Below are 23,053 nucleotides of genomic sequence, written 5' to 3'. Positions count from 1 at the left end.
TTGTGAGGTCGAGCGGGCTGCCCGCTACGACCTCGGTTTACGTCCGATACGCGCTCATCGTGGGTACTTCACGGTGTGCTCATAGTCTTCTGCTACCTGTTCCGGCCGCTACGGCCATCTTCTTCGGTGATCTCGCCGATCGCTTCGGCGAGGTCGTCGGGGTCCACGGTCAGACCGGGGGCCCGTAGCGCCGAGGGAAACGCCTTGCGTCGCACCGCGGCGGTCACACAGTCCCTCCGCGGGTGCAACCAGGCACCTCGTCCCGGCACGGTTCGCGCGACGTCCACAACCAGTTGTGGCGTGTTGTCGTCCTGTCGGACGGCAACCCGGACCAGATCGGCTGCTTCGGCGCGCTTGCGACAGCCGACACACATCCGGACCGGCCCGAGGTGGGCGAAACCGTCCTGCTCGCTTCGATCCGGGGGTGGCGTCAACAGTCTTCGCTGAACCATCGATCAGTCTAGCGCGCCGTAGGTGTTCTCGGACAACCGGCTGCTCAGTCGGCGTGCGACAGGCCCGGACGGCCGCTGTGCGCGGCCGGTGGCGCCGGATCGGCGTCGGACCGAATGTCGATCCGCCAGCCGGTCAGCCGGGCAGCGAGTCGAGCGTTCTGGCCTTCCTTGCCGATCGCCAGAGACAACTGATAGTCGGGTACCACGACTCGTGCGGCCTTGGCGGCGAGGTCGACGACCTCCACCGAGACAACCTTCGCCGGCGACAATGCATTCCCGACGAACACCCCCGGGTCGGTGTCGTAGTCGATGATGTCGATCTTCTCGCCGGCCAGTTCGCTCATCACGTTGCGGACCCGCTGCCCCATCGGTCCGATGCACGCGCCCTTGGCGTTGAGTCCGCTCACGCCGGTGTGCACCGCGATCTTCGAGCGATGTCCGGCCTCCCGGGCGACAGCGACGATCTCCACCGATCCGTCCTCGATTTCCGGGACCTCGAGCGAGAACAACTTGCGCACCAGATTCGGGTGCGTGCGCGACAACGTGATCTGCGGCCCACGCGGTCCACGAGAAACGCCCACGACGTAGCACTTGATGCGGTCGCCGTGCTCGTACGTCTCGCCCGGCACCTGCTCGGCGGTCGGGATGACCCCCTCGGCGCTGTTCGCGTCGCTGCCGATCTGCACCACGATCATCCCGCGGGCGTTGGCGCGGGCGTCCGCCTGCACGACGCCACCGACGATCTCACCCTCGTGGGTGGCGAAGTCGCCGAAGTTCTTCTCGTTCTCCGCGTCGCGGAGGCGCTGCAGGATCACCTGACGTGCGGTGGTGGCGGCGATCCGGCCGAAACCCTCCGGGGTGTCGTCCCACTCGTGGACCACATCGCCGTTGTCGTCGAGCTCCTGCGCGAGCACCCGCACCGCACCGGTCTTGCGATTCACGTCGATGCGGGCGTGCGGCGCGAAGCCATCGGTGTGCCGGTAGGCCGTCAGCAGGGCGGTCTCGATCGCGGTGATCACCGTCTCGATGGAGATGCCCTTGTCGGCCTCGATCATCCGCAGCGCATTGATGTCGATGTTCATCTGGCAGTTCTCCTATTCATTTGTGGCTCCTATTCACTTGTCTGGGCTGTTCACTTGTCTGGGCTGTTCACTTGTCTGGGCTGTTCACTTGCTTGGGCTGTCCGCTTGCGTTCGGGCGTTCTGTTGTCCGATTTGATTGTGCGCAGTTACACGCGATTTGTGAATGCGTCGGTGGTGGTGTGTCCGCTCAGGGCGCCTGGCGACGCCGCGCGATTTCGTCGGCCTTGAGGCCACACAGCTCTAGTTCGGCGGAACTCGGGCGGGAGAAGTCCACGCCCACCACGGCGTTGGTCACCGACTCCAGCATCACCCGCATGGCACTCAGGCGACCACGGTTGTTGACGACGATCTCCACCGCGTCCTCATCGACCGATCCGACCCGACCATCGAGGTGCGCCGGGGCACCGGCGGCATCGACGTAGTCAACCGACACCTTGCGGCCGGTGGCGCGCCGCCAATGCCGGGGCAGGGTGAGGGGGCGGTCCACACCGGGCGAGGTGACCTCGAGCACGTAGGCGGCGTCAGCGGTCTCGGGCGCCGCGTCGAGAACGTCGGAGATCTGTCGACTGAGGTCGGCGAGGACGTCGAGTTCGCCGCCACCATCGCGGTCGACGACGATGCTGACGTCGGTCCGGCCGGTGGAGCCGGTGACATGTACATCCTCGAGGTCGAAGCCCTCGGCGGTGACGACCGATTCGACGAGTCGGTGCACCTGTTCGGCGGTGAGCGGCACAAGCGCCTCCTCGTCTTCAGTTGTCGCGACGATGCTGTGGACTGATGGTCACGGCGGTGATGGACCGCTCGTGTGCAGTGGCCCATCGTAGACCATCGTGATGGCACCGACGACCAGCCGACCGGCTCGTGCTCGAAAGCGGGAAGTCTGCTGGCATCATGTCTCGCGTGACCACTCCCCTCCCCCGCCGTTCGGTCCTGCGCGGCAGTCTGGTCGTCGTAGCCGGAGGTGTCGCGACATCCATGGTGGTGGCCTGCGACCGAGGCCCGACTGCCGATCAGATCACCGCCGCCGCCCTGGCACCGCTCGCCGATGCTGCGCTGGCCGATCAGGCTGCCGCGCAGGCATTGGCTCCGCAGGTGCCGGAGTACAGCAATGCCCTCGGGGTGGTCGCGAACCAACGCGGTGAGCACGCCCAGGCCCTGCGCGAGGAGATCACCCGACTCGACGAACGCACCGCCGCACGCCTCGGCACGGCGGGAGCTGCAGGATCGGGGTCGACGCCGGGGACTCCGACGTCGGGGACGGCCCCGGCTCCGTCGGCGCCTGTTCCGACCGTCTCCACGGTTGCCGGGATGCGCGGGCTGCTACAGCAATCGGCACGCACCTCCGCGGACGCGACGGTGTCATTGAACGGTTACCCGGCCGGACTCGCCGGCGCGATCAGCGCCTCGGTGACGAGCATGGTGGAGGTACAGCTCGCATGACCGCCCCGACTGACGCACTTGCTGCCGCCGTCGATGCCGAGGACGCCGCGATCTTCACCTACGGCGTGTCGACCGCCTACGTTTCCACTGCACGGCGTTCGATGGTGGCGGAATACGTTGCCGCCCATCGAGTTCGACGCAACGAACTGGTGGCTGCGCTGACTGCGGCCGGCGCGACGGCACCGCAAGCGGCCGCCGGCTACATACTGCCCGTGGATGTCGATGATTCGGTGACGGCGGTCCAGGCGCTCCTCGCCGCCGAAGTCGACTGCACGGTCGCCTATCGCGCGCTCATCGAGCAGAGCGAGGATGCCACGGCGCGCCGCACGGGACTCGACGGACTCACCGAATCATCGGTGCGCGCGGCCAATTGGCGTGCGGCACTGCGTGAATCACCGGTCACCGTCCCGTTCCCCGGACGCGCCGGCTGAGCCGATTGAAGGCTCGGGCCAACCACGACGCGCAGCCGCTGCGCATCCGCGCATGTCGCGAGGTGCGCGGATGCCGATCGCGTGCGCGGATCGATCCGTCGTCGGCGATCACCTGACCCCGCGACCGTGCCCACCGCCTATCGGGCAGCCTCGGTCACCCGTGCCACGGCGTCGTCGACCGGCACCTCGGTGGCCTCCCCGGTGAAGCGGTCGCGGATCTCGATGGTGCCGTCGGCATATCCGCGGCCAACCACGACGACCACGGGCATCCCGAGCAGTTCGGCGTCCTTGAACTTCACGCCCGGGGAGGCCTTGCGATCGTCGAGCAGCACCGACAACCCTGCCGCGTCGAGATCCTCGGCCAACTGGTGGGCGCCGGCGATGGCGGCCTCGTCCTTGTTTGCGATCACGAGGTGGACCGCGAAGGGTGCCACCGACCGAGGCCACCGCAGACCCTTTTCGTCGTGGCACTGTTCGGCGATCACGGCGACCAGGCGCGAGACCCCGACGCCGTAAGAGCCCATGGTGAGGCGCACCGGTTTTCCGCTCTCGCCCAGCACATCCACCTCGAAGGCATCGGTGTACTTCTGACCGAGCTGGAAGATGTGGCCGATCTCGATGCCCTTGGCCGAGACCAGCGGCCCCTTGCCGTCCGGAGACGGGTCCCCGTCGCGGACCTCGGCTGCCTCGATCGTGCCGTCCGGGGTGAAGTCGCGTCCGGCGACGAGGTTCACGAAGTGCTTGCCAGGCTGGTCGGCGCCGGTGATCCAGGAGGTGCCGTCCACCACCCGCGGGTCGACCAGGAAACGGACGCCGTTGGCCGCCAGTGCCTTCGGTCCTATGTATCCCTTCACGAGAAACGGGTTCGCGGCGAAATCCTCGTCGGAGAGGATCTCCACCTCGGCCGGTTCGAGCGCCGCCTCGAGACGCTTCATGTCGACCTCACGGTCGCCGGGCACACCGATACCGGTGATCTCCCAGTCGCCGCCCGGTTGGCGCACCTTGACCAACACGTTCTTCAAAGTGTCGTGTCCGCCGAACGTGCCGTCCAGAGTGGCGTTGGCCCACTGCACGAGTGAGTCGATGGTCGGGGTGTCCGGAGTGTTGTAGATCTCGGCCTCCGGCAGACCCTCGAACGGGATCGGTTCGGGAGCCGGGGTGACCACCGCTTCCACATTGGCGGCGTACCCGGACTCGATGCACCGGACGAAGGTGTCCTCGCCCACCTCGCTCTCGGCGAGGAACTCCTCGGACGCGCTGCCGCCCATCGCCCCGGAGGTGGCCGCGACGATCACATACTCGACCTCGAGGCGACGGAAGATCTTCTGATAGGCCTCGCGGTGGGCGGAGTAGGCCCGCTTCAACCCGTCGTCATCGAGGTCGAACGAATAGGCGTCCTTCATGACGAATTCGCGCCCACGCAGGATTCCGGCACGCGGCCGCTCCTCGTCGCGGTACTTCGTCTGCACCTGATACAGGATCACCGGCAGATCCTTGTAGGAGGAGTACTCCCCCTTGACCAGCTGGGCGAACAGCTCCTCGTGGGTGGGTCCGAGAAGCATGTCGGCGCCCTTGCGGTCCTTGAGCCGGAACAGGTTGTCGCCGTACTCGGTCCATCGCCCGGTGGATTCGTAAGGGTCGCGCGGCAGCAGCGCCGGCAGCAGGATCTCCTGCGCCCCGATGGCGTCCATCTCCTCGCGCACCACCTGCTCGACAGCGCGCAGCACCCGCAGACCCAGCGGCAGCCAGCTGTACACCCCGGGCGCCGCTCGGCGGACATAGCCGGCCCGGACGAGGAGTTTGTGGCTGGGGACCTCCGCGTCGGCCGGGTCATCACGGAGTGTGCGCAGGAACAGCGTGGACATGCGAGTGATCACAGGTGACCAGCTTAGACGTGCCGATCTGCGGCTCGTTATGGTGTTGCGGTGCTCGTCATCCTCCCTCCCTCCGAGACCAAATCCGACGGTGGGCGTGGTGCGCCGCTCGACCTGGACACCCTGGTGTTTCCGGAGCTCAATCCCATCCGCAAACGCATCGCCGAGTCGCTCGTCGAGTTGTCGGCAGATCTCGACGCCAGCCGAGCCGCCCTCGGGTTGGGCCGTACCCAGCTGGCGGAGGTGGACCGCAACGCGGATCTGTGGCTCGCCCCCACCCGACCGGCGATCGAGCGCTACACGGGGGTGCTCTACGACGCACTCGACCACGGTGCCATGACCCGCGCACAGAAGACCAAAGCCGGCGAACGCCTCGCCATCGGTTCGGCATTGTTCGGCGTGGTCCGTGCCGGCGACATGATTCCGGCGTACCGGCTGTCGGGCGGCTCCAAGTTGCCCGGCATGTCGACGCTGGCGTCGGTCTGGAAGCCGGAGTTGTCGAACAGTCTCGCCGCTGTGGACGACTTCATCGTCGACCTACGGTCCGGGGTGTATCAGCAACTCGGCCCGGTTCGCGACGCCGTCACCGCCACCGTGGTGACCGAGGCCGCCGACGGCAGCCGGAAAGTGGTCAGCCACTTCAACAAGCACTACAAAGGGCTGATGGCCCGCGCCCTGGTGCACACTCGCCGAAACGTGCGAGACATCGACGGTCTCGCCGCCGTGTTGTCCGACGCGGGCCAGCGGGTCGAGATCGAGGGCTCCGAGCAGATCGTGGTTATCACCGACTGACCGCAGCGCTCCGCCGCCGGGCCAGCGGCCTCAGTGCTGGGTGCGCTCGTCGACGTCGAGGTTGGCGTTGGCGGCTTCCTGCGCCGCCTGACCTTCGGCCACTTCCTCCGGGGTGAACCGCATGAACAGCACCACCACGGCGGCGAGCACCGCGATCCCGGCGCAGCAGGCGAAGGCGAGACCGTAGCCGCTGGCCTGCGCGGCGAGTTCGGTCGGGTTCATCTCCTCGACGGGCCGGGTGGTGCCACCCTCCGACAGCGCCCGCGAGGTGACTGCGGCGCCCACGGCCACCAGACCGATCGCACCACCGAGGTTCTGCGCCACCTGGGCGAGCGCGGTCAGCGGGCCGATCTCGGTGGGGCCCACTCCGGCGACGACCGACAGGGTCAGCGGGATGACGGCGAAGCCGACACCGAAACCGATCACCACCACGGGCAGGCCGATGCTCGGGAAGTATCCGGGACTGCCGGTGGCGATCGACGATGCGTACAGGCAGCCGGCCAGGATGATCGCGCCACCGAGCAACACCAGCCACCGAGGCTGGATGATCAGCGCCAGCTTCGAGGCGATCGCGGCCGCGATGCCGAGGCCGAACGCGAAGGGCACCACGGCCATCCCGCTCTGGATCGGCGAGTACTTGAGAATGCCCTGCAGATACAGCGAGATGAACACCGCCATGCACATCATGATCATGCTGGCGAAGAAGATCGCGACGAGCGCGGCGACACGGCTGCGATTGTCGAACAACACAAACGGCAGGATCGGATTGGCGGCCTGTCGTTCGACGATGACGAAGGCGGTCAGGGCGAGGCCACCGAGAATGAACGATCCCACCACCAGCGGGCGCGCCCACCCGTCGGGTCCCTCGTTGACCGCCAGCACCAGCAAGGTGCAACCGAATGTGCCGAGGATCGCGCCGGGAATGTCGAGCGACAACCGCTCACCCTGCGACTCGCGCAGTACCGCGACCGCACCGACGGCGACGAGCACCCCGATGGGCACGTTGATGAGGAACACCAGCCGCCACGACACCTGGGTGAGGACGCCACCGAGAATGAGTCCGGCGACCGAGCCGACGCCGGTCATCGCCGCATAGATGGCGAACGCCTGACTGCGCGCCTTTCCGGGTGCGAAGGTGGTCGCGACCAGCGCCATCGCCGTCGGCGCGGCGATCGCCGCCGAGGCCCCCTGCAAGGCGCGCCCGACGATGAGACTGGCCTCGTTCCATGCGACACCGCACAGCAGCGAGGTGACGGTGAAGGCCACCACACCGATGACGAACATCCGCTTTCGCCCGAACGCGTCGCCGAGACGGCCGCCGAGCAACATCAGCCCGCCGAATGCGAGGACATAACTACTGATGATCCAGTTGGCACCGGACTCCGAGAGCGACAGCGCATCGCGGATCTTGGGCAACGCGAGGGCGGCCACGGTGCCGTCGAGCACCATGAGCAGCTGCATTCCGCTCAGCACCAGGATCGCGGGCCCGAAGACGTTGCGGTAGGCCGGCACGCCGGCGTGCGCGGGGCTCGACGTTTCGGGGGCTGACATAAAGTTCGACGGTACCGTCCGGCGCCCCGAATATGCCAATCGCCGTTGGCCCGTTTCGGTCGGTTGTGCCGCCGCTACGTAGCCAGGTCGGTGAATCCGGCCACGTCGCCGATCACGACGATCGCCGGCGGCCGCAATCCGTGCTCGTCGGCGGTGGCCGCGGCATGCTCCAGGTCGGTACGCAGGACACGCTGCGTGGGCAGCGACCCGTTCTCGATCATCGCGACCGGGGTGGCAGGCGGTTTGCCGCCGGCCAGGAGCGCATCGGCGAACACGTCGACGCGTTCGACCGCCATCATCAGCACCAGCGTCCCGCGCAGTTTACTGATCGCCGGCCAGTCGATCAGCGAATCGGGATGATCCGGGGCGACATGACCGGAGGCGATGACGACCTCGTGGGTCACGCCCCGATGGGTGACCGGGATGCCGGCCGACGCCGGGGCGGCGATCGGGCTGCTGATGCCGGGGACCACCGTCACCGGCACGCCTGCCTCGACACACGCCTGCACCTCTTCGAAGCCGCGTCCGTAGACATAGGGGTCGCCGCCTTTGAGTCGCACCACGAACTTGCCCGCCTGCGCGCGCTCCACCAGCACCGAGTTGATGGCGTCCTGTTTCATGGAGCGGCCGTAGGGCACCTTCGCGGCGTCGATGATCTCCACCTGCGGGCCGAGTTCGGCGAGCAATTGCGCGGGCGCCAACCGATCGGCGACAACGACGTCGGCCTGAGCCAGCAGTTTCTGGCCGCGCACGGTGATCAGGTCGGGATCGCCGGGACCACCGCCGACGAGCGCCACCCCCGCGGCATGCGGTGCGTCGTCCTCGACACGCAGCGACCCGTCGGCCAGCGCCCGGCCGATCGCGGCCCGCAACGCCGCCGACATCCGGTGGTCGCCACCGGCGAGCACACCGAACTGCAGATCCCGATGTCGGCCGGACGCCGGGGTGACCGCGGTGCCGAAGCGCGCGTCGTCGGCGCGGACACAGAAGGTGTGGCGGGCCTCGGCGTCGGCCACGACCTGCGCGTTGACCGCCGGGTCGTCGGTGCAGGCCATCACGTACCACGCCCCGTCGAGGTCGCCGTTCTCATAGGCTCGGTGCGACACCGAGATCCCGACGGTGGACTCGACCGCGGGTGTCGGGTCGATGGCGATCACGTGGACGTCGGCGCCGGCAGCGATCAGATTGGGCAGTCGGCGCTGGGCCACCGACCCACCGCCCACCACGACCACCCGGCGACCGACCAGGTCGAGACCGACCAGGTAGTGACCGCCGGAGCTGTCGTTCGGCGACCCGGGGGTCGGGGACGTTTCGGTTGCGGGACGGGCACCATCGGCACCGTCGGACACGCCTGAGGACATGACCCACGAGCCTACCGACCCTCCATCGGTCGGGCCGACCAGTGCCGGTCTCCCTTCCTCGCCGCCCGCTCAGGCCACCCGGTCAGCCCGGCAGCCGGCCGCTCCGCCGGGCGAGTTCCCACACGTCGGCGACCGGAACTCCGAGACGGTGAGCCGATGACCGCAGCAGCTCCGCGAGCAGCACCGATGTCGCGTACTCGCCGAGCGCCGGATCCTCGGGTTGCATACGGATCGAGTTCCACCAGCTCACGTTGCCGCAGCTGGCCGCCTCGGCCATGGCGATGGCGGTGTCGAAGCCGGCGATCGGGGCCTCGGCGATCGGGGCCGCGGTGTCGGTGTCGGTCACAGCAGCGCGTCCGAATCGACCCCGCGTGCCCGCTGTCGCTGCAAGGCCCGCTCACGCGACTCCTCGAACCTGCGGACCTTGACGTCCATCTCGTCGAGGAACCGGCCCAGCAGGTCGCGGTAGTGCTCGCCGAGCGGTCCGAAGTCGTCGCGCTCGAAGATCCGCCACTTGCGCAACACCGGCATCACTACCTCGGACAGGTGTTGCGGGAGGTCGTAGATGCCACCCTTCGCGATGAGCACGGCGTTGCGTCGGAAGTTCGGCATCGTGGCACCGGGCATCTGGAAGTTGGCGACGATCCCGTAGATCGCGGCCATCGTCTGATCGGGCAGCAGGTCGAGCGCACCGGCGACGATGTTGCGGTAGAAGAGCATGTGCAGGTTCTCGTCGGCGGCCACCCGCGCCAGCATGCGGTCGGCGACCGGGTCACCGCACGCCTTGCCGGTGTTGCGATGTGACACCCGCGTCGCGAGTTCCTGGAAGCTGACGTAGCTGACCGCATAGAGCATGTCGTAGCTGTGGTCGCGTTGCCCGTCGTCAGCGGGCAGCGGGTTGAACCCGTGGGTCATGTGGGCCATCCGGGTGTTCTCCAGCTCCACCGGATCCACCCCGCGGGTCACCACCAGGTAGTCGCGCATGACGACCGAATGCCGCATCTCCTCGGCGGTCCAGCGTCCCACCCAGAATCCCCACGCGTCGTCGAGGCTGAAGTTCTCGGCGATGACGCGGTGATACGAGGGCAGATTGTCCTCGGTGAGCAAGTTGGTGATCATCGCGGCCTTGGCGGTCTCCGACAGCTGCGATTGCGACGGGTCCCAGTCCACCCCGCCCAGCGCGGCGAAGTTGCGCCCGTCGTCCCATGGCACGTAGTCGTGCGGATGCCAGTCCTTGGTCATCTTCATGTGCCGGTCGACCTCGGTCTCGCACACCGGCAACAACTCTCGGAGCAGATCCGACCCGGACATCCGGTTGTCGGTCACCGCGGGTGGATCGATCAGACTGGTCATCGCTCTCCTCGGGGTCACACGGATATGACGCGATCAACTCTGCTCGCGGGTGGCCGTGCGTCTCGTGGGCCGAAAGTCCCGACTGCGCTGGGTCGCAGGTCGCCGGATCGGGCGACTGCCCCGGCCGGGGCGCTGCGGTACCGTCAGACCATGCCTCCCGAGGTTCCGACAGAGGGCGCCACCCGGCCGACGCCGACCCGCGTCTATCTGGTCGACGACCACGAATTGGTGCGACGCGGACTTCGCGATCTGTTGAGCACCGCCGACGATCTCGAAGTGATCGGTGAGGCGGCGACGGTGGGTGAGGCGAGGGTCGGGATCCTCGCTGCCGTGCCCGACGTCGCGGTCCTCGACGTCCGCCTCCCCGACGGCTCCGGCGTCGAACTCTGCCGCGACGTCCGGGCCGCGCAACCGTCGATCGGGTGCCTGATGCTGACCAGCTACGCCGACGACGACGCGCTGCTCGCGGCGGTGCTCGCCGGGGCGTCGGGGTTTGTGCTCAAGCAGATCCTCGGCCACAACCTGATCGAAGCGGTCCGCACCGTCGGTGCGGGTGGATCGCTGCTCGACGACCGCAGCACATCGGCGCTGCTGGCCAAACTCCGCAACCGCAGTGCCCCCGCCCACGATCCCCTCGCCGAACTCACCCATCAGGAGCGCGAGGTGTTCAAGCTGATCGGTGAGGGGCTGACCAATCGACAGATCGCCGAGCGAATGTTCTTGGCGGAGAAGACGATCAAGAACTATGTGTCGCGCATCCTGACCAAACTGGACATGCAACGCCGCACCCAGGTGGCGGTCATGGCGACCAAACTGCGTGACGGCCGGGCGCCCTGAGGCTCACCCGGTGAGCGGCACTGTCCAGGTAAGTGTGGTGCCACCGGCACCGCCGGGCGCCGTCGCGACCTCGAACACGCCATCACAGTCCTCGGCTCGGCGGGTGAGGTTGTCTAGACCGCGGTAGACCACGTCGGTTCCGATCCCGACGCCGTCGTCGCTGATCGCGACGGTGAGCACGCCGTCGTCGGCGGTCACCGACACGTCGATGTGGTCAGCGTCCGCATGTCGCAACGCATTCGACAACCCCTCCCGGAGCACCGCATCGATGTGTGGGGCCAGCCGTTCGGGGACGACGGTGTCGACCGGACCGGCAAATGCCACGCTCGGCGCGATCGGCGCCTGCGCGGCTAGTTCGGACACGATGTCGAGCACGCGCCTACGTAGCGTCGCGGTGTCGTGGTGGCCAGAAATGGTCTGCAGATCGAAGATGGACGTGCGGATCTGGGCGATGGTGCGGTCGAGGTCGGCCACCACCTGCTCCAGCCGTGCACGGGCGGCGTCGTCGGTAGCGGCCCCGGCCAACATCGTCTGCACCGACATCCCGATCGCGAACAGTCGCTGGATGACGTGATCGTGCAGATCCCGCGCGATCCGATGCCGGTCCTCGAGCACCTCGAGATCGCGAGCCACCTGCTGCTGTTCGGCGTAGGCGACCGCGAGCGAGGTCACCTCGGCGACACCGGCGAGGCCTGCCGCGTCCTCGTCATCCCATCGTGGCCGGTCGGCGTGGGTGATGACGAGGCGGCCGAAGGTTCCGGCCGCGCGTTGCAGTGGCTGCACCGTCACCCAACGGGCAGCGCGCCGGATCAGCGACGAACCGATCTCGTCTGCGGGCACCACGGTCCGCGTCGGGAAGGCGGTCACCCCGAGGTCGCCGCCGGCGATCGCTGCCCCGGTGTGTCCGACCACCTCCACCCCACCGGGTGCTCCGGTCAGCACGAAGACGTCGACGGCGGCGGTGAGGTCGGCGACGTCATCGCACAGGCGTGCCAGGGTGTCCTCCAACGCGATACCCGCCATCGGTTCCGAACCGCGCCGGGCGATGACCTGCATCCAGCGATGCCGGGTCCGGGCCTGCTCGAACAGTCGGGCGTTGTCCACCGCGACCCCTGCGGCCACGGCCAACACCGCCACCAAGGTTTCGTCGACCTCGGTGAATTCCGGGGCCGTCCGTTTCTCGGTGAGATAGATGCTGCCGAACACGGATCTGCGGATGATGATCGGCGCACCGAGGAACGTCGACATCGGCGGATGGCCGGGCGGGAATCCCACCGATGCCGGGTGGTCGCCGAGCGCGGGAATCCGCAACACCTGCGGTTCGTCGATGAGCAGGCCGAGCACGCCGCGACCCACCGGTAGGTGATCCATCTGTGATCGCTGGGCCGGGGTGATGCCGGTGTAGACGAAGGCGCTGAGTCCGCCGTCGGGTCCCCGCACGCCGAGCGCGCCGTAGCGGGCGCCGACGACCTGCGACGCGACATCCACGATGCGCTGCAAAGCGCGGTCGAGTTCGAGACCCCGGCCGACGACGAGCACGGCCTCGAGGAGGTCACTCAGCACGCGGGGGTCGTCGACGCCGTGGCGCGCCAGCGCGTCGAGCGCCTCGCTCAACCCACGATTCATCCCGCGCGCCCCGTACGTTCCGTGCGTTCGGCGTGCGCTCGGGCGTGCTCCACGAACCGCACGACCGCCGCCGGCGAACCCGCCGGGTGCACATGTAGATAGGACGCATGGACCGCACCGGAGGCGAATCCGTGGCTGCCCGGGTGACCTCGGTGATCGCGCCACGCCCACGCCGGATCGGGCGCGTGCACCCCTGCGTGGACCGTCGAGCGGTGGAATTCGTGACCGGTCACCCGTTCACCGGCGGCGAAGGCAACTGAATCGGTGACCGCCACCGCATCGCGGTATCCGAGCGTCAACGTCGGACCGAACCGGCCCGCCACATCCAGCACCCCGGCCATCGGATGGCCGTCGAGTTCGCTTGCGAGGTAAAGCAATCCGGCACATTCGGCGACGATCGGACGACCCGACCTCGCGTGCGCCGCGAGCCCGCTGCGCAACGGTTCGTTGGCCGACAGCGCCTCAGCGTGCTCTTCCGGGAATCCCCCGCCGATCACCACCGCGTCGGTGTCCGCCGGCAGGGGGTCGACGAGCGGATCGAAACCCACCACATCGGCACCGGCGGCGGTCAGCAGTTCTCGGTGCTCGGCGTAACCGAAGGTGAACGCCGCGCCGCCGGCGACGGCCACGCGCGGTCGTGCCCCGACGTCGGCGACCCGACAGTGAGCGGCCACCGCGTCATCGGCCGACCACGGCGTCACCGCAGGCCGCAGACTGCTCTGTGCGGCCGCCACGATCGCCGGGAGATCCAGGGCCGCACCCAGGGTGGCGGTCATCGCGGCCACCGCGCGCACTGCGTCGTCGCGCCGTTCGGCCGCCGGGATGAGTCCGAGGTGACGCGACGGCACCTGCAGCCCGGGGTCTCGGCGCAGCACGCCGACCACCGGCAGCCCGACCCGACTGCACGCCTGTCGCAACACGGTCTCGTGGCGGTCGGAGCCGACCCGGTTGAGGATCACACCGACGATGCGGATCGACGGGTCATACCCGATGAACCCGTGCAACACTGCGGCCAGCGACTGACTGTGACCGGCGGCGTCGACGACGAGCACGACCGGCGCGCCGATGAGCCGGGCGACATGTGCCGTCGACCCGAAAGCCGCGGGGTCCTCGGCACCGGTCTCTTCGGGCAGGATGCGGCCGTCGAACAGGCCCATCACCCCCTCGACCACCGCGATGTCGGCACCGGCCGCCCCCGCGGCGAACAACGGTCCCACCAGCTCCGGACCGACCAGGTTCGGGTCCAGGTTGCGTCCCACCGTGCCGGCGGCGACAGCGTGATATCCGGGATCGATGTAATCGGGCCCCACCTTGAACGGCGCCACCCGATGACCCGCAGCCCGCAGGGCGCCGATCAGACCGGTGGACACCGTCGTCTTGCCGCTGCCCGAGGCAGGCGCGGCGATCACGACAGCCGGGACTGCACTCATCCGACGTTCCCGCGGCGGTGTGTCACCTGGTCACCATTCGATGCCCTTCTGTCCCTTGCGGCCGGCGTCCATCGGGTGCGCGATCTTGTGCATCTCGGTGACGAGGTCGGCGGCGTCGATCAGGGTGGCCGGCGCTCGGCGGCCGGTGATCACCACATGTTGGCGTCCGGGCCGTGCTCGCAAGGTCGCCACCACCGCGTCGGTGTCCACCCACCCCCAATGCAGCGGATAGGTGAACTCGTCGAGGACGTAGAAATCGTGCTCGTGCGCCGCCAGTCGCCGGGCTATCTCGTCCCAACCGGCGCGTGCCGCTTCGGCGTGATCGTCGTCGTGATCGGCGTTGGCTCGCAACCACGACCAGCCCTGGCCCATCTTGTGCCACTCCACCGGACCTCCGCGCCCGGTCTGTTCGTGTACCTCGCCGAGCGCGGTGAGGGCGCTCTCCTCGCCGACCCGCCATTTGGCACTCTTCACGAACTGGAAGACCGCCACCCGCATGCCGGCGTTCCAGGCCCGCATCGCCATGCCGAACGCCGCGGTCGACTTGCCCTTGCCCTCGCCGGTGTGCACCGCGAGCACCGGCTGGTTACGCCGCTGCCGGGTGGTCAGCCCATCGTCGGGGATGGTGTCGGGCACTCCTTGCGGCACGCTGCCTCCTGCCGGTCGCGGTCTGGTGCGAACAGTGTCTCAGGCGGCCCGGCCGTCGCTGCGCAGCACACCCGCCGTCAGCTCGTCCATCGGCAGGCACCGCGCACCCATCGTCGCTGCCAGTTCGGCGGCCAGGCCGAGCCGGATCATCCCCTGTTCGCAATCCACGACGACGGAATCAATCCCACGTCGGCCGATTGCGCCCGCGACCGCGCGGGCTCGTGCCGAGGCGTCGGGGCCCGCGGTGGCCCGGCCATCGGTGAGCACCACCACCAATGGTCGCCGGTGCGGCTCGCGGCGAGCGGCTCGGTCGATCAGTTCGGTGGCCGCGATCAGCCCCTCGGCCAGTGGCGTGCGTCCGCCGGTCCGGATCTCGGCGAGCCGACGGACCGCGATGTCCACCGATCTCGTCGGCGGCACCGCCACCTCGGCCGACGAACCGCGCGCCACCACCACCGCCACCCGATCGCGTCGGGTGTAGGAGTCGCGCAGCAGATCGACACAGATACCGGTCACCGCCGACAGTCGACGGCGAGCAGTCATCGAACCGGAGAGGTCGACGACGAATACGACGAGGTTGCCTTCCTGACCGATGCGCTCGGCGCCGCGCAGATCGTCGGGTGCCACCCGCACCGTGCCACCGGCCGCCCGATCGGCGGCCGAGAGCACGGTCCCGAACAGGTGCACCGGTTGGCCGTGCGTGAAATCGATTGCGCGCGTGGTCTGCCCGCGACGCGACCGCGCACGCGACCGGCGCCCTGGGTCGCCTTCACCGATCCCGCGCACATCCAGGCGCGTCATGCGCGGTGCCGTCGACGTGGAGGGTACGGAACCGAAGCGCGGACCTGGCGCCGGTTCGGAGGGCTGCTCACTCTCGGACGTCGTCTCGCCCTCGGACGTCGTCTCGCCGGAGGATTGATCGACATCGGACGCCTTGCCCGGCTCGTCGCCACCGTCGCCGTCGTGGCCACCACCACCGCCCGGGTCGGCCGGGTCGGGGTCGGTCGGGTCGGGCGTATCGCTGCCGGCGGCGTCGGCACCGGCATCCATCGCGTCGTCGAGTTGTTGGTCGGTGAGCCCGGACTCGTCGAACGGATTGCGCCGGCGCCGATGCGGCAGCGCGAGTTCGACTGCGACGCGGACGTCGTCGGCGGTGACCTCGTCGGCGAGCCGCCACGCGGCGTGCGCCGCCGCGGTCCGGGCCACCACGATGTCGCCGCGCAGACCGTCGACCTCGAGATGAGCACAGACCCCGGCGATCCGGCGCAGCTCCACCGGCGGGATGGTCACCTCGGTCAGCTGTGCACGAGCGTCGGCGATCCGTTGCGTCAGTTCGGCTTCGGCAGCCGCATGGTCGGCCACGAACGCCTCTGGATCGGCGTCGAAGGCCATCCGGCGCGAGACGATGGCCACCCGCTCGTCGATGTCGCGGCCGGCGGCGACGTCGACGGCCAGACCGAAGCGGTCCAGCAACTGCGGGCGCAGTTCGCCCTCTTCCGGATTCATCGTGCCGACGAGGACGAAGTCGGCGGCCTGTGTGTGGGACACCCCGTCGCGTTCGATGGTGACCCGGCCGCTGGCGGCGGCGTCGAGGAGGACGTCGACGAGGTGGTCGGCCAGCAGGTTGACCTCGTCGATGTAGAGGACGCCACCGTCGGCCGAGGCCAGCAGCCCGGGGGTGAACCGGGTGCGGCCCTCACTGAGCACCGCGGTCAGGTCGAGCGATCCGATGACCCGGTCCTCGGTCGCGCCGATCGGCAGCTCGACGACCCGGCCACGCACGCCGTCTCCGCCACCGGGGCGCGAGCGATCCGACTCGTCGCCGGTGTGCAATAGCGGGCCGAGTCCACGCACGATGGTCGACTTGGCGGTACCCTTCTCGCCCCGGATCAGCACCCCGCCGATACCCGGTGCGATCGCCGACAAGATCAGCGCGAGCTTGAGCCGTTCCTGCCCGACGACCGCGCTGAACGGGTAGCGGACAGGTCCGTCGATCTCGGCGCCGCGATGGTGCCGGCCGCTCATCGCGGCCCGTCGACGGTCGTCGCGGGCACGGCCGGGTCGCGACGCATGGTCACGTGCGGGATGCCGTCCTCCAGGTACTCGTCGCCCTGCACCACGAACCCGAATTTGGCATACATCTCCACGAGGTAGGCCTGCGCTTCGATGAGGCAGACATGATCGCCGATCTCGGAGAGCGCAGCGCTGATCAGCCGCGCGGTCATGCCCTGACCCCGGTGGCCGCGTTCGGTACACACGCGGCCGATCCGGAAACTCGGCTGCTCGTCGGCCGACGCAGGTTCGGTGAGCAGACGCAATGTCGAGACCACCACGTCGTCGTCGACGATCCAGAACTGACGGGTGCCCGCCTCCAGGTCGCGGCCGTCGAGTTCGGGGTACGGACAAGCCTGCTCGACCACGAAGACGTCCACCCGCAACCGCAGGATCTGGTAGAGGGTGGACGCATCCATCCGGTCGGCCGGACTCTGGTGCAACTGCCCTGCCGAAGTCATGGTCTCGTGAGTATCACACCGGTGTGGGCCTGCACCAGATGGCCGCTCAGAGGGCCGGCGCGGTCGCGCGCTCGGCGTCGACCTGTGGGGCGGCGGCCCCACGCTTGAGCTGCAGGCTCGCGCTGGTCCAGTCCCACACCTGCCGGAACAGGTCGCGGTTGTCGGAGAGCTTCTGCCCGAACGACGGGATCATCTCGGTGAGTGCCGGCTTCCACCCGGCGTACTCCTTCGGGAAGCACTTCTCCAGCACGTTGAGCATCGCGGGCACCGCGGTCGACGCACCGGGCGAGGCGCCCAACAGGCCGGCGATGGTGCCGTCATCGGCGGTCACCACCGCTGTACCGAACTCCAGCGAGCCGCCGACGCCGGTCTTGCGGATCACCTGGACACGCTGTCCGGCGGTGATGATCTCCCAGTCCGCGCCGTCGGCACGCGGGACGAACTCGCCGAGGGTGTTCACGCGGTCGGCACGGCTGGCGGCCAGCTCGCTGATGAGGTACTTGAGGAGACCGAACTCCTGGGGCGCGATGGACAGCATCGGCAGCAAGTTGTTCGGCTTGACCGAGAACGGGAGGTCGGTGATCTTGCCGCTCTTGAGGAACTTCGGCGACCACCCGGCGTAGGGCCCGAACAGCAGTCCCGGCTGATGGTTGATGACGCGGGTGTCGAGGTGCGGCACCGACATGGGCGGAGCGCCGACCGCGGCCTGACCGTACACCTTCGCCTGGTGGTCGGCGACGAGGTCGGGGTTGGTGCAGCGGAAGAACTCCCCGGACACCGGGAAACCGCCGAAACCCTTCGCCTCGGCGATACCGGACTTCTGCAGCAGATGCAGCGCTCCGCCGCCGGCGCCGACGAAGACGAACTTCGCGTGCACGGTCACTTTCTGCTTGGTCCGCAGGTTGCTGACCTTCATGATCCAACTGCCGTCGGACTGCTTGGACAGGTTGGTGACCGAGTGACCGAAGTACACATCGGCACCGGTTTCGCCGATGTGGTTGAGCAGCTGCTGGGTCAATGCGCCGAAGTCGACGTCGGTGCCGTCGGTGAACCAGTTCAGCGCCACCGGGTCGGAGAAGTCGCGTCCGGCCGACATCAGCGGCAGACGCTCGCTGAAGGTCGCCTCGTCGTCGATGAACTCCATGCCCTCGAACAACACCTGGCCGGCGAGACGGTCATAACGCTTACGCAGGTAGTCGACGCCGTCGCTGCCGTGGGTGAAACTCACATGCGGGATCGGATTGATGAACTCGCTGGGATCACCGAGGATGCCGTTGTCCACGGAGTAGGCCCAGAACTGACGCGACACCTGGAACTGCTCGTTGATGTTGATCGCCTTGTCGATGTTGACATCGCCGTCGGCGGTCTTCGGGGTGTAGTTCAGCTCGCACAGCGCCGAGTGCCCGGTGCCGGCGTTGTTCCACGGATCGCTGCTCTCCGCGGCCGCGGCGTCGAGCCGTTCGAAAACACTGATCGACCAGGTCGGCTCGAGTCGACGGATCAGAGCGCCGAGGGTGGCGCTCATGATTCCGGCACCGACCAGCGCGACGTCCGTCTTGATCACCGAGTGAGACACGAGGAGCTCTCCTTCGCACGGGTTGGACGATCGAGGCTGTCGCGGTGTGCCGCGAGGGTCTGCCACCATCGGTCGTCCCTGTCAACCGCCATTGTTCCCCATTCCGGCGCAAACAACGGAATCGCCTGGGCCAAAGTGTGGGCTGGGCGACAGTCACCGCCGCGCCCGACCCCCCGCACGATATCTAGAGTGGACCGTGTGACCGCATCCTTCAGCGCCGCCCGTGATGGCGGCCGATCAGCTGCGACCTGGCAACCCGACCATCTGTTGGATCGCTACGAAGTCCTCACCCTGCCCCTGGGTCCCGACCCGGACGGCGAGGACCCGATCACCGCGACCCTGGTGCGTAAGGCCGGCCCCGAACCGGCCGTACACGGCGCGGTGCTCTACATCCACGGATTCACCGACTACTTCTTCCACGAACCTCTCGCCGACTTCTTTCACGAACGCGGCTACGCCTTCTATGCGCTCGACCTGCGCAAATGTGGACGCTCACTGCAGCCGCAGCACACCGCGCACTTCACCACCGACCTGCGCCAATACGACGAAGAACTCGGCCGCGCACTGCAGGTGGTCATCGACGAGACGCGAGCCGCCGGTGGCCCGCAACGGGTGATCGTGGCCGCCCACTCCACCGGGGGCCTCATCACCTCGCTGTGGTTGGACCGGCTTCGGTCCGGATCGCCGGATCTGCATGCCGCGGTCTGCGGTCTGCTGCTCAACAGCCCCTGGTTCGATCTGCAGGGCAGTCCGATCCTGCGGACCCTGCCGGTCTCGCTGCTGTTGCGTGGCCTCGCCGCCGTCGGCCCGAAGGCGGTACTCCCCCAAGAACTCTCCGATGGCTACGGCCGAAGCATCCACGAGACCACCGGCGGCGAGTGGGCCTTCGACCTGGCCCTGAAACCGATGGGCGGATTTCCGGTCACCTTCGGCTTCCTCAATGCCGTGCGGCGTGGGCATGCGCGACTGCATCGGGGTGTCGACGTCGGGGTGCCGTCGTTGGTGCTGCGCTCGGACAAGACCCTGTTCAACCGGGCGCAACCGGGTTCGGTGGACGACGCCGATGTGGTTCTCGATGTGCGTCACATGTCGCGGTGGAGCGGATGTCTGGGTGACCGGGTGGCCGTCGTCCCCATCGCCGACGCCCGCCACGATGTGGTGCTGTCGGTACCACACGCCCGTGAGCACGCCTATCGTGAGATCGACAACTGGCTGCAGGGCACGCTCGGCGTGCCGGCCGCGGCACAGTCGGATTCGACCGCGGGGCCGGCATGACCGCCACCCAGATCGTCGACCTGGCGATCATCGGCACCGGCAGCGGCAACTCCATCCCCGACGAGCGTTTCGACGACAGATCGATCGCGATCTTCGAGGAGGGCGTCTACGGCGGGACCTGCCTCAACGTCGGCTGCATCCCCACGAAGATGTTCGTCTACGCCGCAGAGGTCGCCGACAACGCGGCGCGCGGAGACCGGCTCGGCGTGCACAGCCGTGTCGACTCGGTGGACTGGCCCGCCATCGTGAACCGGGTGTTCGGTCGCATCGATCCGATCTCGGCCGGCGGCCGGGAGTATCGCGAACAACGGTGCGACAACATCACCGTGTACTCCACGCACGTCGAATTCGACGGACGCGACGACGACGGCCGCTACCGCCTGGTCACCGCCAACTCGCTGGTCCTCGCCGACGAGGTGGTGATCGCCGCGGGATCACGAGCGACCGTCCCGCCCGCGATCAGCCAGTGCGGCGCACCGTATTACACGAACAACGACGTCATGCGTCTGGACCATGTCCCCGATCGGCTCATCATCGTGGGCGGCGGCTACATCGCAGCCGAGTTCGCGCATGTGTTCGGCGCGCTGGGCAGCGCGGTGTCGGTCATCGCACGTGGGCCCGCGCTGCTGCGCAAACTCGACACCGACATCTCGACACGGTTCACGACGGTGGCCGCGGAGAAATGGGATGTACGACTGAATACCGACGTGACGAACGTGGTCGAGCTCGACGGTGGCGGCGTCCGGGTCAGCCTCGGCGACGGCACGCATCTCGACGGTGACGCGCTGCTGGTTGCGACCGGACGTCGCCCCAACGGCGACCGGCTCAATCTGGCCTCGATCGGGGTCGATCTCGACGATCACGGTCGGGTGGTGTGCGACCCGCACGGCCGGACCGCGGCCGCACACGTGTGGGCGCTCGGAGATGTGAGTTCGCCGTATCAGCTCAAGCATGTCGCCAATCACGAGCAACGGGTGGTGCAGGCGAATCTGCTCAAGGGCTGGGATGCCGACGACCTGGTCTGGTTCGACCACCGGTACGTGCCGGCCGCGGTGTTCACCCATCCGCAGATCGCCACCGTCGGACTCACCGAGGACGAGGCGCGGGACATGGACCTCAACATCACCGTCAAGGTGCAGGCCTACGGCGATGTGGCCTACGGGTGGGCCATGGAGGACACCACCGGTTTCTGCAAGGTGATCGCCGAGCGGGGTACCGGTCGGCTACTCGGCTGCCACATCCTCGGACCACAGGCACCCACGGTGATCCAGCCGATCATCCAGGCCATGTCCTTCGGGCAGACCGCGCACGAAATCGCGCGCGGCCAGTACTGGATACATCCGGCGATGCCCGAGGTGCTCGAAAACGCGCTGTTGGGGCTCGAGATCTGATCGGCCGGTAGGATTTCCGCCATGGCGATCGTCAACCGCGGCTTTGTCGGCAGACGTGATCGAGATGCCGACCGGCTGCCACCCGGGCAATACCGGACGTTCGACTTTCCGGTGCTGTCGGCCGAACCGACGCCGACGGTGTCCCTCGACACGTGGTCGCTGGCCGTTCAGTCCACGCGACATCGAATCCACAAGTGGAACTGGGCCGAGTTCCAGGAGCTGCCGCACGAGGACATCGTCACCGACATCCATTGTGTGACCCGCTGGTCGAAGTTCGAAACCCGCTGGCGGGGCGTGTCCTTCGACACGATCCTGGCCGAACTGCCGTGGGACGCCGGCGACTTCGTGATGGCGCATTGCCATGGCGGCTACACCACCAACGTCGCTCTGGCCGATCTGGTCGATGGTCGCGGCTGGATCGCCGACTCCTACGACGGTGAACCACTGGCCGCCGAACACGGCGGTCCGGCCCGATTGCTCGTGCCGCACCTGTACTTCTGGAAGAGCGCGAAATGGGTGTGCCGCCTACGGTTCATGTCGAGCGACACCCCTGGATTCTGGGAGAGCAACGGCTATCACATGCACGGCGACCCCTGGACCGAACAGCGCTACTCATGACCGCGCGGACCTGGTCATGAACGACTGGCAGGTGAGCACCGTCGTCTCGCAGACGCGGCACAGCGACAGCGCACGATCACTCCGGCTCGCCCTGTCCGAACCGTTCCGCGCGGTGCCCGGCCAGCATCTCGACATCCGCCTCACCGCCGAGGACGGCTATTCGACCGCACGCACGTACTCGGTGTCGGATGCCCGCGAGTCACGCACTATCGAGGTCACCGTCGAACGGGCAGACGACGGCGAGGTGTCACCGTATCTCGTCGACGTCGTGGAGGTGGGTGAACCGCTCGAGGTGACCAGGCCGCATGGCGGGTGGTTCACCTGGGACGGCAGCCGATCGGATCCGGTGCAGCTGATCGCCGGCGGTTCGGGGCTCGGCCCCCTCATGTCGATGCTCCGACACCGCGAAATCGCTTCCCCCACATCGGTTTTCAATCTCGTGTACTCTCTGCGCTCACCGGATCGCATGCTTTTCGCCGACGACCTCCGCCAGCTCACCCAGCATCGACGGTTGCCGGTCCATCTGGCCTACACCCGACGTGGCCCCGAAACGGACCCCCGTCCGACCGGTCGACTCGGGGCCGCCGAGATCGCCGAACTCACCATCGGGCCGGAGGAGGCACCGACCGTATTCATCTGCGGCCCCACCGCATTCGTGGAGTATTATGCCGCCGCGATGATCGACGCCGGCCATGCTCGCGAGCGGATTCGAACCGAACGTTTCGGCTAGCCTCGATCTTTCACGTGGCTGGGTGATGGGCGGCGTGTGATACGCGAAAGTGCCTGTCTGCTGGGGGATTCTT

At 68.1% G+C, this 23,053-nt stretch carries 22 protein-coding genes; 8 read left to right on the top strand and 14 right to left on the bottom strand.

The genetic code is table 11. The annotated features are described in order from the left end of the window. Positions 1-92: 92 nt before the first annotated feature. The 3 genes from VX037_RS23710 to rimP form a co-directional block, all read right to left on the bottom strand. Positions 93-374 (bottom strand): YlxR family protein, encoded by a 282-nt coding sequence (locus tag VX037_RS23710; protein ID WP_266063045.1) that lies wholly within the window; start codon positions 372-374, stop codon positions 93-95. A gap of 122 nt (positions 375-496) precedes the next feature. Then, the gene (gene nusA / locus VX037_RS03745) at positions 497-1,534 is read right to left on the bottom strand and encodes a transcription termination factor NusA (RefSeq protein ID WP_235722233.1); all 1,038 of its coding nucleotides are present in this window, start codon (positions 1,532-1,534) and stop codon (positions 497-499) included. Positions 1,535-1,721: 187 nt separating this feature from the next. Then, on the bottom strand, positions 1,722-2,267 hold the full coding sequence (gene rimP, locus VX037_RS03740; protein ID WP_235722234.1) for a ribosome maturation factor RimP: 546 nt from the start codon (positions 2,265-2,267) through the stop codon (positions 1,722-1,724). 158 nt (positions 2,268-2,425) lie between these two features. Here rimP and VX037_RS03735 point away from each other — a divergent pair, with 158 nt between their 5' ends. Next, positions 2,426-2,974: a hypothetical protein gene (locus VX037_RS03735; protein ID WP_235722235.1), complete on the top strand. Its 549-nt coding sequence runs from the start codon at positions 2,426-2,428 to the stop codon at positions 2,972-2,974. Next, entirely contained in the window at positions 2,971-3,405 is a 435-nt protein-coding gene (locus VX037_RS03730; protein WP_328713266.1) for a ferritin-like domain-containing protein, read from the top strand. Before VX037_RS03735 ends, VX037_RS03730 begins: the two co-directional genes overlap by 4 nt. A 137-nt stretch (positions 3,406-3,542) precedes the next feature. Here VX037_RS03730 and VX037_RS03725 read toward each other — a convergent pair whose 3' ends face one another. Next, the gene (locus VX037_RS03725) at positions 3,543-5,270 is read right to left on the bottom strand and encodes a proline--tRNA ligase (protein ID WP_328713264.1); all 1,728 of its coding nucleotides are present in this window, start codon (positions 5,268-5,270) and stop codon (positions 3,543-3,545) included. Positions 5,271-5,330: 60 nt separating this feature from the next. Here VX037_RS03725 and yaaA point away from each other — a divergent pair, with 60 nt between their 5' ends. Continuing rightward, the gene (gene yaaA / locus VX037_RS03720; protein ID WP_266063000.1) at positions 5,331-6,071 is read left to right on the top strand and encodes a peroxide stress protein YaaA; all 741 of its coding nucleotides are present in this window, start codon (positions 5,331-5,333) and stop codon (positions 6,069-6,071) included. Between the two features lie 30 nt (positions 6,072-6,101). Here yaaA and VX037_RS03715 read toward each other — a convergent pair whose 3' ends face one another. The 4 genes from VX037_RS03715 to VX037_RS03700 form a co-directional block, all read right to left on the bottom strand. Continuing rightward, on the bottom strand, positions 6,102-7,622 hold the full coding sequence (locus VX037_RS03715) for an MFS transporter (RefSeq protein WP_287015594.1): 1,521 nt from the start codon (positions 7,620-7,622) through the stop codon (positions 6,102-6,104). Positions 7,623-7,696: 74 nt separating this feature from the next. Then, positions 7,697-8,983 (bottom strand): uroporphyrinogen-III C-methyltransferase, encoded by a 1,287-nt coding sequence (gene cobA, locus VX037_RS03710; protein WP_235722239.1) that lies wholly within the window; start codon positions 8,981-8,983, stop codon positions 7,697-7,699. 82 nt (positions 8,984-9,065) lie between these two features. Beyond that, complete coding sequence (locus VX037_RS03705; protein ID WP_235722240.1) at positions 9,066-9,329, bottom strand: hypothetical protein; 264 nt, start codon at positions 9,327-9,329, stop codon at positions 9,066-9,068. Next, positions 9,326-10,336, bottom strand: a complete 1,011-nt coding sequence (locus tag VX037_RS03700) for an acyl-ACP desaturase (protein ID WP_328713263.1) — start codon at positions 10,334-10,336, stop codon at positions 9,326-9,328. The genes VX037_RS03705 and VX037_RS03700 overlap by 4 nt, the downstream gene beginning before the upstream one ends. Before the next feature lie 150 nt (positions 10,337-10,486). On the opposite strand from VX037_RS03700, the gene VX037_RS03695 reads away from it, so the two are divergent. Further along, positions 10,487-11,173, top strand: coding sequence for a response regulator (locus VX037_RS03695; RefSeq protein ID WP_266063004.1), 687 nt, complete (start codon positions 10,487-10,489; stop codon positions 11,171-11,173). Positions 11,174-11,176: 3 nt separating this feature from the next. On the opposite strand, the gene VX037_RS03690 is transcribed toward VX037_RS03695, so the two are convergent. From VX037_RS03690 to mqo, 6 genes are read right to left on the bottom strand one after another with little or no spacing between them, the layout of a single operon-like run. Beyond that, a complete protein-coding gene (locus VX037_RS03690) occupies positions 11,177-12,799 on the bottom strand; it encodes a GAF domain-containing sensor histidine kinase (protein ID WP_235722243.1) in 1,623 nt (540 codons plus the stop codon). Continuing rightward, complete coding sequence (locus VX037_RS03685) at positions 12,796-14,229, bottom strand: cobyrinate a,c-diamide synthase (protein ID WP_235722244.1); 1,434 nt, start codon at positions 14,227-14,229, stop codon at positions 12,796-12,798. Before VX037_RS03685 ends, VX037_RS03690 begins: the two co-directional genes overlap by 4 nt. 30 nt (positions 14,230-14,259) lie before the next feature. Then, a complete protein-coding gene (gene cobO, locus VX037_RS03680; RefSeq protein WP_235722245.1) occupies positions 14,260-14,877 on the bottom strand; it encodes a cob(I)yrinic acid a,c-diamide adenosyltransferase in 618 nt (205 codons plus the stop codon). Between the two features lie 39 nt (positions 14,878-14,916). Continuing rightward, positions 14,917-16,902, bottom strand: a complete 1,986-nt coding sequence (locus VX037_RS03675; protein ID WP_328713262.1) for a VWA domain-containing protein — start codon at positions 16,900-16,902, stop codon at positions 14,917-14,919. After that, positions 16,899-17,390, bottom strand: coding sequence for a GNAT family N-acetyltransferase (locus tag VX037_RS03670; RefSeq protein WP_287015598.1), 492 nt, complete (start codon positions 17,388-17,390; stop codon positions 16,899-16,901). The genes VX037_RS03675 and VX037_RS03670 overlap by 4 nt, the downstream gene beginning before the upstream one ends. Before the next feature lie 46 nt (positions 17,391-17,436). Further along, the gene (mqo, locus tag VX037_RS03665; RefSeq protein ID WP_235722248.1) at positions 17,437-18,966 is read right to left on the bottom strand and encodes a malate dehydrogenase (quinone); all 1,530 of its coding nucleotides are present in this window, start codon (positions 18,964-18,966) and stop codon (positions 17,437-17,439) included. Between the two features lie 198 nt (positions 18,967-19,164). Between mqo and VX037_RS03660 the strand changes: the two genes are divergently transcribed. Genes VX037_RS03660 through VX037_RS03645 form a run of 4 tightly spaced genes read left to right on the top strand, consistent with a single transcriptional unit; the run spans position 19,165 to position 22,980 of the window. Beyond that, positions 19,165-20,241 (top strand): alpha/beta hydrolase, encoded by a 1,077-nt coding sequence (locus VX037_RS03660; RefSeq protein WP_328713261.1) that lies wholly within the window; start codon positions 19,165-19,167, stop codon positions 20,239-20,241. After that, a complete protein-coding gene (locus tag VX037_RS03655; RefSeq protein ID WP_328713260.1) occupies positions 20,238-21,632 on the top strand; it encodes a mycothione reductase in 1,395 nt (464 codons plus the stop codon). Before VX037_RS03660 ends, VX037_RS03655 begins: the two co-directional genes overlap by 4 nt. Positions 21,633-21,653: 21 nt before the next feature. Then, positions 21,654-22,250, top strand: coding sequence for a molybdopterin-dependent oxidoreductase (locus VX037_RS03650; protein WP_235722251.1), 597 nt, complete (start codon positions 21,654-21,656; stop codon positions 22,248-22,250). Between the two features lie 16 nt (positions 22,251-22,266). Then, a complete protein-coding gene (locus VX037_RS03645; protein ID WP_328713259.1) occupies positions 22,267-22,980 on the top strand; it encodes an FAD-binding oxidoreductase in 714 nt (237 codons plus the stop codon). Positions 22,981-23,053 lie beyond the last annotated feature (73 nt).

It is taken from the genome of Gordonia sp. Z-3 (genome assembly GCF_036233855.1).
Taxonomy (GTDB): domain Bacteria; phylum Actinomycetota; class Actinomycetes; order Mycobacteriales; family Mycobacteriaceae; genus Gordonia; species Gordonia tangerina.
Note: the sequence above shows the minus strand (reverse complement) of the source record. Positions and strands in the feature narration are given on the sequence as shown.